Source organism: Terrabacter sp. C0L_2, from assembly GCF_036352015.1.
GTDB classification, from domain to species: domain Bacteria; phylum Actinomycetota; class Actinomycetes; order Actinomycetales; family Dermatophilaceae; genus Terrabacter; species Terrabacter tumescens.
This window is the reverse complement of sequence record NZ_CP143557.1, coordinates 15,415-27,060: the sequence shown is the minus strand read 5'-3', so window position 1 is coordinate 27,060 and position 11,646 is coordinate 15,415. Positions and strand designations below refer to the sequence as shown.

Annotated in this window: 12 protein-coding genes, 1 tRNA gene and 1 riboswitch; of the genes, 5 read left to right on the top strand and 8 right to left on the bottom strand. The window is 65.0% G+C overall.

Annotated features, from left to right (window positions below; translation table 11 throughout):
• Positions 1-274: 274 nt before the first annotated feature.
• Positions 275-462: riboswitch (cyclic di-AMP (ydaO/yuaA leader) on the top strand.
• A gap of 3 nt (positions 463-465) precedes the next feature.
• The 3 genes from U5C87_RS00135 to U5C87_RS00125 all read left to right on the top strand — a co-directional run bounded on the left by U5C87_RS00135 (position 466) and on the right by U5C87_RS00125 (position 2,656).
• Complete coding sequence (locus U5C87_RS00135) at positions 466-1,137, top strand: LysM peptidoglycan-binding domain-containing protein (protein ID WP_030199784.1); 672 nt, start codon at positions 466-468, stop codon at positions 1,135-1,137.
• 149 nt (positions 1,138-1,286) lie between these two features.
• Positions 1,287-1,359: transfer RNA gene (locus tag U5C87_RS00130), tRNA-Thr, on the top strand.
• 178 nt (positions 1,360-1,537) lie between these two features.
• Entirely contained in the window at positions 1,538-2,656 is a 1,119-nt protein-coding gene (locus U5C87_RS00125) for a tyrosine-type recombinase/integrase (protein WP_330474649.1), read from the top strand.
• 32 nt (positions 2,657-2,688) lie between these two features.
• On the opposite strand, the gene U5C87_RS00120 is transcribed toward U5C87_RS00125, so the two are convergent.
• The 6 genes from U5C87_RS00120 to U5C87_RS00095 all read right to left on the bottom strand — a co-directional run bounded on the left by U5C87_RS00120 (position 2,689) and on the right by U5C87_RS00095 (position 7,803).
• Complete coding sequence (locus U5C87_RS00120) at positions 2,689-2,937, bottom strand: excisionase family DNA-binding protein (RefSeq protein WP_330474648.1); 249 nt, start codon at positions 2,935-2,937, stop codon at positions 2,689-2,691.
• Positions 2,938-3,278: 341 nt separating this feature from the next.
• Complete coding sequence (locus tag U5C87_RS00115) at positions 3,279-3,608, bottom strand: histone-like nucleoid-structuring protein Lsr2 (RefSeq protein WP_330474647.1); 330 nt, start codon at positions 3,606-3,608, stop codon at positions 3,279-3,281.
• A gap of 152 nt (positions 3,609-3,760) precedes the next feature.
• On the bottom strand, positions 3,761-5,194 hold the full coding sequence (locus tag U5C87_RS00110) for a PIN domain-containing protein (RefSeq protein ID WP_330474646.1): 1,434 nt from the start codon (positions 5,192-5,194) through the stop codon (positions 3,761-3,763).
• A 622-nt stretch (positions 5,195-5,816) separates the two neighbouring features.
• The gene (locus U5C87_RS00105) at positions 5,817-7,166 is read right to left on the bottom strand and encodes a ThiF family adenylyltransferase (protein ID WP_330474645.1); all 1,350 of its coding nucleotides are present in this window, start codon (positions 7,164-7,166) and stop codon (positions 5,817-5,819) included.
• Positions 7,148-7,534: a hypothetical protein gene (locus U5C87_RS00100; protein ID WP_330474644.1), complete on the bottom strand. Its 387-nt coding sequence runs from the start codon at positions 7,532-7,534 to the stop codon at positions 7,148-7,150. The genes U5C87_RS00105 and U5C87_RS00100 overlap by 19 nt, the downstream gene beginning before the upstream one ends.
• Positions 7,531-7,803 carry a multiubiquitin domain-containing protein gene (locus U5C87_RS00095; RefSeq protein WP_330474643.1) on the bottom strand — a complete coding sequence of 91 codons (273 nt, stop codon included), beginning with the start codon at positions 7,801-7,803 and terminating at the stop codon, positions 7,531-7,533. The genes U5C87_RS00100 and U5C87_RS00095 overlap by 4 nt, the downstream gene beginning before the upstream one ends.
• A gap of 154 nt (positions 7,804-7,957) precedes the next feature.
• On the opposite strand from U5C87_RS00095, the gene U5C87_RS00090 reads away from it, so the two are divergent.
• Entirely contained in the window at positions 7,958-9,082 is a 1,125-nt protein-coding gene (locus tag U5C87_RS00090; protein WP_330474642.1) for a helix-turn-helix domain-containing protein, read from the top strand.
• A 98-nt stretch (positions 9,083-9,180) separates the two neighbouring features.
• On the top strand, positions 9,181-9,624 hold the full coding sequence (locus U5C87_RS00085; RefSeq protein ID WP_330474641.1) for a hypothetical protein: 444 nt from the start codon (positions 9,181-9,183) through the stop codon (positions 9,622-9,624).
• 286 nt (positions 9,625-9,910) lie between these two features.
• Here U5C87_RS00085 and U5C87_RS00080 read toward each other — a convergent pair whose 3' ends face one another.
• Together U5C87_RS00080 and U5C87_RS00075 are read right to left on the bottom strand one after the other, a co-directional pair.
• Positions 9,911-11,284: a helix-turn-helix domain-containing protein gene (locus U5C87_RS00080; RefSeq protein WP_330474640.1), complete on the bottom strand. Its 1,374-nt coding sequence runs from the start codon at positions 11,282-11,284 to the stop codon at positions 9,911-9,913.
• Positions 11,284-11,625: a hypothetical protein gene (locus U5C87_RS00075; protein WP_330474639.1), complete on the bottom strand. Its 342-nt coding sequence runs from the start codon at positions 11,623-11,625 to the stop codon at positions 11,284-11,286. Before U5C87_RS00075 ends, U5C87_RS00080 begins: the two co-directional genes overlap by 1 nt.
• Positions 11,626-11,646: the final 21 nt, after the last annotated feature.

Sequence of the window (11,646 nt, the reverse complement as noted above, 5' to 3'; positions counted from 1 at the left end):
TCACCGGCGGCCTCTGTGCGCGTGCTGTGCTACTAGCGCATCAGCCCCTGAGATCTGCTGGGAAAAAGATCACGGAAGTGTCTCGACTTGGGTTGTGCGGCGCTTCGACCTCACGTACCGTCAGTGCTCGGCAGCACCGGCCTCCGGGTCGGAACGGGCACTGCATGCATGGGTTCCCGGCTCGCTTCGTCGCGTCCGGCTCCACACGAACGCTCCCACAACTTCACATGGACACCCATTGAATCCGTTCCCTGAGCGCGCCGAGCCTCGCCAGCCAGGGATGTAGCCCACACCCGTGGGCCGGGCGAGGACGGGGGACCCAGTGTGGCCAGTGAGTGCATGTGCGTTCGAGCGCATGACAAGAGGACGAGATCTGGCCTGGGGGTGAAGTCGCTACTGCGACAGGGCACCTGACGCCCCAACCCGACAGCTAACCCCGCAGGCGCGCGTCAGGAAGGAAAACCCATGCAGTACATGTCCAAGCACGCTGCCGCCAAGAAGATCTCGGTCAAGCAGCGTCTTGCGGGAGTCGGAATCGCTGGAGCCGCGACCATCGCCGCAGGCATCACCACCGCAGGGTCGGCCAAGGCCGCCTCGGTGTGGGACTCGGTCGCCGCGTGCGAGTCGGGCGGCAACTGGCACATCAACACCGGAAACGGCTACTACGGCGGCCTGCAGTTCAGCTCGAGCACGTGGCGCGGCTTCGGCGGCGGCGCCTACGCCTCGCGCGCCGACCTCGCCACCAAGGCCGAGCAGATCGCGATCGCGCAGCGCGTGCTCGCTTCGCAGGGGCCGGGTGCCTGGCCCGTCTGCTCGAAGCGTGCCGGCCTGACGCGCTCCAACGGCGGTGCCTCGACGACGGCCGTCTCGCGCTCGACGACGCGCAAGCCCCTGGCGAGCACGAGCACGACGTCCAAGAAGAAGACGGTCTCGAAGAAGAAGACCTACGCGGCCAAGCCGGCGACGACCAACGCCGGCAAGGGCGCCAAGGTCACCGTGCGCAGCGGCGACACCCTCGGCAAGCTCGCCGCCCGCTACCACGTGGCCGGTGGCTGGAAGGCCCTCTGGAAGGCCAACGGGGCCCGCGTCACCAACCCGAATCTCATCTTCGTGGGTCAGACGCTGCGTCTGCCCTGAGTTCCTGATACAACTGAGCCGGACGGCCTCGCGCGACCAACCCCTGGGTTGCGCGGGGCCGTCCTCTCGTTTCCGGGCCTCGTCGGTTTGGGCGTATGCCGTCGGGCTCGGTTACGCTTTCGCCCGTCCGCGGCGTCGACCGGGGACGTGCTGGCGTGGCGCAATTGGTAGCGCACCTGTCTTGTAAACAGGTGGTTAGGGGTTCGAGTCCCCTCGCCAGCTCTGTGCTCAGGTCGGGCAATGGTGCCCCTGACCTGCGGTTTCGCCGTCGTGCAGCGATCGGGACGCGGTGGACCGGAGTGGACTCGACAGGACGGGACTTCACTCCGGGATCGCACGTGGATCGCACGAGTGGCGCCGTCGGATCAGCGACGCATGCTCGCAGTGCCGAGGGCCCATCGTGGTCGGTAAGGCGAATCACCGAGGTTTCGGCCATGTGCGTCGGCTCCCGTCAAAGCGCTGGCAGGCGAGCTACCAAGGCCCTGACCTCGGTCGGCACAAAGCGCCGAGGACCTTCGTTACCAAGGTCGATGCTGAGGCGTGGCTAGCCGCCGAGCGCGCCCTTATCTCGGAAGGCAAGTGGTCGCCCGCAGCACTGAGGCGCTCCGGTGACTCGGGATCGATTCGGCTCGAACAGTACGCGGCCGGGTGGCTACGCGAGCGCCGCCTCAAACCTCGTACGCGCGAGGGCTACGAGCACCTGTTGCGGCGCTACCTACTGCCGGCCTTTGGGCATGCCCCGCTGGCGCAGATCACGCCCTCTCATGTGCGGCAGTGGTGGGTCTCCCTGAACGAGGACACGCCAACCATCAACGCCAGGGCCTACGCGCTCCTCAAGGCGATCCTCAACACGGCCGTCGCCGACGAAGAGTTGGTCGCCAACCCCTGTCGTATCCGATCAGCGTCGAGCGCACATCGAGCGCGAGACATCAGGCCCGCGACCATCCAGGAGCTGGAGACCATCGTCGAGGCACTTCCCCAGAACCGTCGGGCGATAGCGCTTCTGTGCTCATGGTGTGCCATGCGGATTGGCGAGGTACTGGAGCTACGGCGCAAGGATCTTGACCTTGCGCGCGGCGTGGTCCGTGTCGAGAGAGCGGTGGCACGGGTGTCTGGGCGCCCGGTGGTTGGTCCGCCCAAATCGGCTGCTGGACGGCGGGCAGTGACGATCCCGCCGCACGTCGTGCCCGCGCTGCAACAGCACCTAGACAGCTACGTCGGAAGAGGAGCGAACGACCTCCTCTTCCCTGCCAGAGACGGGCGCAGCCACCTCCAGCCCACCGTCTTCAACGACGCCTTCCGGAAAGCTCGACATGCGGCTGGGCGGGATGACCTGCGCGTGCACGACCTGAGGCATACAGGTGCCACGCTTGCCGCCATGACCGGTGCCACGCTCGCCGAGCTGCAGCAACGTCTCGGTCACTCCACGGTCGTCGCAGCCTTGCGCTACCAACATGCTGCTCAGGGTCGAGATGCCGCGATTGCGGAGGCTCTGAGTCAGTTGGCCGCCCGTAAGTGACGTGTGGTGTTTGCAGCGGCATCGCCGTTCGGTCAGACAGGGAACCGCCAGCTCTCGGGCGCGATTGAGGGAGCTCCTCGACTTACGAAGTCGGCCACCGGAGTGAGAAGGGCATCGACCTCGTCGATGTCGACCCTGATCAAGCGCGGACCCGTCCGGTATGCGTTCAGGCGGCCAGCGGCGATCCATCGCCGGACGGTCCGAGTATCGACAGCGAGGCGTTCGGCTGCAGACTGCAGCGTCTCGTACCGCCGACGTTGTGGTGTCGTGTGTTCACCCATGCCTACTCCTCCGGTCGAGACCATCTGGACGACAAGAGCGGAGGGTCTCCATCGGCGATAGCGCCGTTGCTGCGCGGGCTGGACCTGGCGGCGCCGCCGTGGCGCAACAACGTCGTCACGGTTGGTGTGCAGGGCAGCCCGCCGGACAGTCGCTGTCGTCCGCCGGCCACCGATCGCCGGACCAGTGATTCCCCACGGACGGCGACGCCTCGTTATTGAAGGCTGGGATGAGGATTTGAGGCGACGCCGTCTTCTCTCTCGAGGTTTCCGGGAGCGGACTGACAGTGATCAGCTTGTGAGGGTGTCTTCCTGCGCCTGTGCCGCGGCCGGCCTGGTGCCGGTCAGTGGCGTGCGTCGAAAGTTGCCACAACCCGCTGGGGGATGCGTCCGCGTGCCGGCACGGGATGCCCGTTGCTGTGCGCCCACGCTCGGATCTCTGCGTTGCGTGACTGACCAGTCGAGGGGATCTTGACTCGTGTTCGCCCGGTGCCGTGGGAACCGGCCTTGCGGGCCGCCATCATGTAACGCCCCAGAGTCTCCCTTAGCGCGGTCGCGTTCTTCGCTGACAGGTCGATCTCATACATGCCACCATCGATGGCGAACGTGACAGTCTCCATAGCTTCCGTACCGTCTAGGTCGTCGAGCAGCGTGACGATCTTTCGTTGTGCCATGACGCGATCCTACGGGGCAGCGGCGATGGGGAGCACGCCTCAGGTGCGGAGCAGCAAGAAGCGGATATGGGCCACGACGCGCTCGTGGCGGTATGACGCAGCGGTCGCCCGGTGCTGGCACGCCTCCCTCGCCCCTACATTCAGGTTCCCCTTCAGGAGTCTGGGAGCAGCAACTCCGGTCCGGTCGCATTGACGTCAGGTGCTGGCCAAACCCCGCGAACATCCTGCGCCACCTCACGCAGGTCAACGGCGATACCGCCATTTGTCGACATGAGGGTGTCTGCAACTTCAGCGGGGTCAGAAGTCAAATACAGCCTGTCATTTGCAGATAGAAGAATCCCTGTCCAGGACTCAATGTCCCGCAGGCGCTTCGCGTGGGACTGCACTTTGGACGTCGGGAGCCCGCCTTCAAGAAGAGCCAGCGCGACCTTCAAGAGAACCGCCTCACGAAAGCTCAGCCAAGGGAGGCCTCCGAAGGTCGCATTAGGCTTGATCAGACCGGATCGCACCCATTGTTCCAGTTGTGCATACGGAAGCCCCATCATCTGCGCCGCTCGCGGAAGGGTGATACCTCCCGCGCCGGAAGGAAGAATGTCAGTCTTTGCCGGCGACGGGGCGAGGACTGGTTCGGTCCTTTCCTTTGCGGCGGGGAGATCTTGGGCCTCTGCGAGTGTCGCCTCGCTGATCTGAGGCCTGGACAACATGCGCGGTGCAGTCCGCAGCAAGTCTGAGACGGTTGCCAGCAGCAGGCGATGGCCTGTCTTCTCCATCATTTCTTGCACCAGCTGGGGGTGGGCTCCGATTCGCATCCCACGGAGTTCGAAAGTCCAGTCACCCTTGCCTACATCGTTGGTGATAACCGCTACTGGCCCACGGCTGGAAATCGCCCAACGAACCACCTCTGCCCACCAGAGATAGTCACCATACGGATTGTCAGATTTGGACCTGTCTTTAAAACCTGGTGCGAGTTTGGCCTCGGCGCGCCGGGCGCCCTCTTGCAGATCCGTGGTTCGCTGTTCTGCGGTTGGTGGCGAGCCAACTCGCCCTTGAAGTATGTCCTCTAACTGTCTCAGCACCGGGTCATTGCCTAGGGCCACCCGGTCTGCATCCAGGTCGTAATCGGCGATCACATTGTTGAGAAGAGTTTCAGCCGACCCGAACGCTTTGCTCAGAGCGTTCTTAGCCTCGGACGCCTCAACATTTTTGCCATGCGCCCTTTGAGCGACCCGGTTGACAAGCCCACTCGCCTGCGCCGCAATATTTAAGAGACTGGCCTTTTCATCGGCAAGTTCTTTGCTGCGTTCTGCAACCGCATCGACTCGTCTAGCATGAAACTCGGCCGCCACTTGGTGCGGAATGAAGATGCGATCCTTTAAGCGTCCGAGCAACTCCAAGAACTCTTTGCGCGCCGACTGTGAAAGGCGATATGCATCTAGAAGAGCGCTCGTGTCCAGGACGATTAGGCCGCTTACGTACGCCTCTTGCCACTCCGCGTCCGTAGGTTTATGGAAACCTTGGAAGCCGTCTAGCAGTCCACGAAGAGGCGGCGTTGCCTCGGCGGCCGGCGGAGGATCTTGGGGACTCACAATCTCTTAGCCTAGGGTTGGGCCCCGGGGCACCACACCTCGACACGCTGACGCCTGTCGCTTGAGACGCTGAGCGTTGCAAACGCTGCGGCATGCCGCGCTGAAGCCCACCGCTTGGTCTCGCGACAGCAGGAGCGGCGGAAAGACGCGACCCAGCCGTCCGCCAAGCGCGGTTAAAAGGCAGACAGCACTGCGGTGCTCGGTTACCAGATGTGAGTGCCGTCACCCGCCGGCGCGGGTGGAGCCCACCGACTTCTGTAGCCCAACGAGACCTTCCGCGGTGCGACAGAGACAAGCACAGCCGCAATCGCGATCAGCACCCCGCCGAGGCTCAGGATCGATGACCCTGTGTTGTGGATGGCGGAACCTTCGGCCAACACAACATCCGGGCTCGTGACCTCGACGCCCGCTGGCCAGTGGGGCGGGTCCTGCGCCAACGCGAAGCAGCCAGGCGCCTGGTTCGCGGTGTTGGCGCACTGGCTGAGGTAGGTCGCGCGGGAGAACCAACGAGCCGCCTCGTTGAAGGCGGCGTTGGCTGACACGAGCGTGAAGCAGCCCAGTCCGAAGGTGCCCATCGCGAGGCAGAGCACGATTAAGCGAAATGTGGCCCGCCCCAGTCGCCTCACGACGCATCCTCACCGTCAGCGTGGTCCCCGCAGAAAGGGCAGGCGGGGTCGCGTCTGGGGTTGAGGAGGTCCCGCTGACGGGTGCGCGGTCGGATGAGCAAGCTGGCGGGGTCGACGTCGTCGCGGTGGAGGTTGGTGACGGCAAGCATGAAGTGGTTGACGGCCTCCGCGACAGCGAGGGTGTTGAGGGTGATGACGCTGGGTGCGGGAACCTCGTTGAGGTACCTGGCCTGACGGGCTTCCTCGCGGGGGAGGTGGTCGAGTGCCAGCTCGGTAGGGTCCACGAGTCCGTTGCACCACAGGCACCCACTGCCGGGCACCATGGGCCGGGCCGCGGCGTGGATCTGCCCGATGGTGCCGTCGTCGTGGACCTGGATCTTGACTCCGACCTGGGTGCCGGGGATGAGGTTCTCTTCGATGACCTTGTTGGCGTAGTGCCGCGCTCCGGCGGTGTCGGCGGCGAGGAAGATCCAGTCGCACGACGTGAGCAGGGTGGCGGTGTTGGGTCCCAAGGTCGCCTCGTGCAGATCCAGCGTGATGTTGGGGTTGGCTCGGCGCGCGTTGTCGGCCGCGACCTCGGTCTTCGGACGGCCCACGTCGCTCAGGGCTGCGCCAGTGAGCCGGTTAAGGTTGTCCTTCGCGACCCGGTCATCGTCGATGAGGACGAGGTGCCCGACGCCGAGTCGAGCCAAGTACTCGACGATGAGGGATCCCGCGCCGCCGAGCCCGACGACCGCGACTCTCATGGCCATGAACGTTGCTTGGCCGGCGTCGCCGAACAGGCGCACCTGCCGGTCCGCGGCGGGGTCTGCGGACGCGACTCGTGCGGGCGTTGGATGGAGACGGAGCAGGTTGTTGCCGGGGACGACAACGCCGGAAACGTCCGTGCGGCTGCCGTCCGGGAGCCACAGGTCGCCAGCGGCTGCTCCCTCGGCGAGGACGAGGGCGCCGACGATCTGACCGGTGATCTGCCGCAGTGCCGGGTAGCCGCGCTCGTGGCTGGCGAGGTCGATTTTGGAGAACTGCACGCTCCCGACGCCGGGGTGCGCGTGCACGGCGATGTAGGCCTGGCTGGTCGCGCGCGCCCGCAGTGCCGCGTCGCGGACGAAGGTCGCGGACAGGGCGTGGTGTCCGAACGTGCCATCGACGTAGTCGGTCCCGGTGACGGCGGGGATGAGCGTGGTAACGAGGAGTCGCGGACCGCGCGGCCCATCGACGCGGCGAGCCAGCAGGACCGCGCCGCCGCCGTCGCCGGTGAACAGGTGCTCGTGGAGGTCATGCCACAGCGGCGCCGGGGTGGTGACGCTCCAGCCGTTCGTCGGGGGGTTCACAGGGCGCTGAACCACGTCCTCACCTTCTCCGCCTTGAGGGTCGCGTTGTCCGTGGTCGGGTTCCACCGGTTCGATCTGCGGGACAGCTGCAGTGCGGGTCGGCCCTGCCACTCGACCGCTTGGACGGCCGAGCCGTGCGCCTGCTGGTCGCTCCGCTCGACCCGCCCGACGTAGTGCGGGTACACGTCCGAGTGGGGGTATGCCGCGTTGAGGTGGAACCCCATCCAGGTGGCGGCAGGATCGTAGGTCGTCCCCACCGCCACCTCCTTGATGACGACGTGGGCGCCGCCGGCACCGTCCGGGGTGACCTCGGGCTCCTGCCCGAAGTGCCCGCGAAGGCTGTCGATGGCGCTCTGCACGGCGAGGGTCAAGTCGCCGTTCACGAGTTGTCGTCGGGGGCGACGCAGGTGAACTCCATGTGGGTGTGGACCTTGACGATGTCCTCGTCACCGATCACGTCGTAGCGCTGCCCGTGCAGCACGGACAGCTGAAAGTTCAGCTCGATCGGGGCTTGCTGGGCGATGGCGGCCTGCTTGATCTGTAGGCCGGTCTGGTCTCCCTTCGGCAGTTCGAGTCGAAGCTCCGTGTTGAACGTCACCCCGACGGTGCCGTGTTTGGGGTTGGGCCCCTTCGGGGCGGTCTGCTCGGGCATGTGAGGCTCCTTCGGGCGCGAAACGATCGTTGCGATTTTCGCAACGCTCTCGACCATACGCGCCGGTTGCGGAAATCGCAACCCTTCTGGCGCTTTGGCCTCGCCGGGTCGGCGCGTCGTTGCGCTTATCGCAACGACGTGGTCATAATGAGGCGTGCCCGGACAAACATTGGTTGACCGTGTCCGCCGCCTGATCGAGGAGTCGGGCCAGACGCAAGAGGCCTTCGGCGCCACGATCGGGCTGGATGCACCCAAGCTCTCCAAGGCGCTCAGCGGGAAGCGGCGGTTCAGCTCTCTGGACCTCGCGAGGATCGCCGACGCAACCGGCTCCACCGTGGACTGGCTACTCACTGGCCAAAGGGCGGGGATGGCTGCGCGCGCTGCAACTGGCAGCGTGAGTGTTACGTCTGCTGTGCGGGAGGCCACCAACCTGGCTGAGTCGAGAGGCAGTTTGTACTTCCTTGGCGACCACCAAGATTGGCCGAAGCCGCCGGGCTTCACGAGCTCCTTATGGATCGAGCAGGGAGCCCAGTTGGCCGAGTTCGCCTTGCATCACCTAGGTCAGCCCTCCGCCTTTGGCAGTTCAGAGACATTCGCTGGAGCCATCGAACGTGCATTCGGAATCGATGTGCGTTCGATGGACCTTGGCACCGGTTGCGATGGCTTGGCGCTTTGGACCGAAGGTGGAGCCAAAATTCTGTTAGTCTCCACGAGCGAGAACCCCACGCGGCAACGTTTCACTGTCGCTCACGAGCTCGCTCACTTGCTATGCCTCGATGACCAGGGCCTGCATGTAGACGAGAACGTCATGGGAGGAAATCGTGGGGATGCGTCAGAGGTCAGAGCCAACTCCTTCGCAGCGTGTTTGCTTATGCCCGCTCCTATCCTAAGGGACCACTTCACAAGCGGCGTCTCCGATGAGGGATTCGCTCGCCAAGTCATGGACCTAAAGGTCTCCCCAAGCTCTCTGGCATGGCGGCTCCTTAACTTGAAACTCATCGACGCCGACCAACGGGCACGCCTGGGTCGTCTCCGCACCATCGACTGCGCTGCTCAAGTTAATCTTTTGGGGGACTACGCGGGTTGGGTTGAGGCAAGCAGCCAGCCCCGCCTACCGGTGAAGCTCATTCGAGACATGCTGGACTCGTACCTGCACGGAAAGGCCACCCTTCGCCCCCTAGCCAACCTCATGAGCCTGCCCGTCGAGGTTCTACGGGACGCAATTGAGCCAGCCTTGACCGAGCCGGGTCCGGACGCTGTCCACGACTACGAGCCGTGACGACCAACTTATTTCCCGACAATACGGTTCTTTGCAACTTCGCTTGTGTACACCAGCTAGACCTGCTTGAGCGCCTTCTAGGTGGTCGGGGAAGGTGGGTGGAGGCCGTCGCAGCGGAATGCAGAAGGTCTAGTGCGACCTATGCGGATTTGGCTTCGATTGAGGCTGCTGGTTGGCTCGGGCAGCCAGTGGAGATCAGCGACGAGATTGAGATACTCCAAGTCGAGGGCATTCGTAAAGCTGTTTTCGGCGGAGCCGCTTCTCGAGCGCTCGACCACTTGGGAGAAGCCCAAACCATACACATCATCCGGCAGCGAGCGGATTTTTGCGGATCGACTTGGATCAGCGACGATCGAGAGGCCTTGCGTGTCGCTCGCCTTCAAGGAATCCCTGTACGCGAGACACAGCATTTGGTTGCAGAAGCGGTTCAGTGGGGTCTACTTGGCAGCGCTGAGGCCGGCTACTCGATGCTGCAGCAAATGATTGCCGAGGACCAGCATCCCGCGCTGCCCCCCTCGGCGGGCGCGTTGCTAACCCTGTAGCCCCCGTCCCATATTCCTCGCTGTTTCCGAGGCGCCAGATCGCGCATCGCCGACACATGCCTTAAGCGCGCGTTTCATGCGGCCTCGGTAGATACGACCACGGCCTGGGAGTGAGAGCTTGGCCCTTGACGGGGTAGTCCTATATAGGCGGTTGGTGTCGCCCTTAGTGCGCGCGCTGTGCGCTCATAGTGGGCGGGACGGGCGCCCTTGGTGAGCGCTCGAGCAACTGCGCACTCGGCTCCTTCGGGCGCCGTCGTCCGGCCAGCTAAGGCAACGGCTTCCCGGTTTAGATCGCTGGCGCGTGCACTTCGGCTCGACAAATGTGACTCGGCGCCAGTTCTGCCGGCAGCATTCGTGCTGCGTCGGCGGCGCTTGCCTGAGCGCTCCGCAGGGCATCAATGAGGTTCGGCAGATCGCGGGCAGTGGCCTCGACCATACGTCCCCCGAGCTTCGCGCTGAGGCGCGACGGGTCATTGTGCGCGTGCCGGGCATGGATGAATAGAACCCCTGAGTGGTGCAGCTGAGAAGCGAAGGGCGCCACCTGAGTCGTGAGCCACGCGACGTCGCTAGCTCCCCGCAGCAGCACTTGATAAGCATCCGCCGGATGTTCCCGCTCGGCGCCGGTGGTCAGGGTGATGCGGCTGAGCGCCGTGTTGAGGCGACGGGCCGCCTCCACGTACGCACGGGACGGCGGCATGCCGGTGGACGTCTGCTTCCAGACGTCGGCAGCGCTCTGAAGTGACCGCGCCGACGTGCGGAGTTGCTCTCGAGACCGCGTGTGATCGCTATCCGGTTCGCTCCCCAGCACAGCATCGAGGGCCGCGTACAGGTGAACGCCTTGGCGGTTGATGTCTTGCAGTACGGCAACGCTGGGTACGGCGTCGCGTAGTTCATCGCGCGCCGCGCTGGCCCAATCGTGCAGAGAGCGCTCGAGTACCGCGCCAGGTGTGTTCAGCGCCTGAGCGGGCGCTGGGATCGCTGGATTCTGGAGCCCGCGTAGTGGCGAGGCGGCCGGCAGCGTCGACGCCGCTGTTCCTGCGTATCGGGCGATCAGCAGGGGACGGTCCGCAGCGACCGGGTCACAGAGAGCGAGCGCTCGCCTGGCAGCTGCCGCGGTGATGGAGAGGGTCTGCGTTGCGAGTGTCAGGGCTGCCTGGGTCTGCAATTGGGGAGAAGCGGCGTCGAGTCGGTGGAGAACCAGGAGGTCGTTCAGTGCGCCGAGAATGCAAGAGAGTCGGGCGATGGGGTGCGGATCGTCGGTAGAGGCTGACGGCACGTCGCGACGGGCCGTGACCTCGCTGCGCGGGATTCGATATCCGTTGCCGGTGGGGGCGGCCAGCAGTGCGCCGGCGGTGATTCGGTTCCTCACCACGTTGTCGCTGGTGCCGAGCAGGCGTGCAGCTTCCTTGATCGAGAAGTCTGGTCGGTCGTCGACGGGCTGAAGCGGACGGGGGAAGTCACGCATGGCTTGATGAAGCTGTGCAGCACCGTCCTGGCTGGAGAGCCAGCCCGTGACCGCGCTGTCGAGCTCGTGGAGCAGGCGGTAGACCGTCTGGTCGAACGACTCCCAGTGCTCTCGTGACATTGGAGCGCCGGTCTGCTGAAGCTCGGCGAGCACGCGTCGTGCTTGGTCGATCAGGTCGGCGGCGGTCGTGGCCATCAGGAGCTGGCCTTCGGTGCGCTGAACTCATGGAGCTCGAGCATGCGAGCGTTCGCCCTGAGGTCGGCGATGTGGGCATGCCAGAACTGCAGGTCCTGCGGTGCGTCGGTGGAAGCTATGTGGTCGAGGGCGGCCAGCGCGGCGGTCAAGTGCTCGTGAAGTTCACCGGCTTCGACGGGTGACGTCGCGGGCATCGGGTTGAGTGCAGTGGCAAGGAGGCGGACGGTGCCAGCCATGGCTGACCACGGATCGAGGGGGTTGCCGTGGGCTCGGGCCTCGGCTTGGTCGGCGGCGCAGTGCAGTTCGGCCGAGGCACGGTCGAGCAGGTTGGTCGAGGACACAGACATGAGGACCCTTCTGGT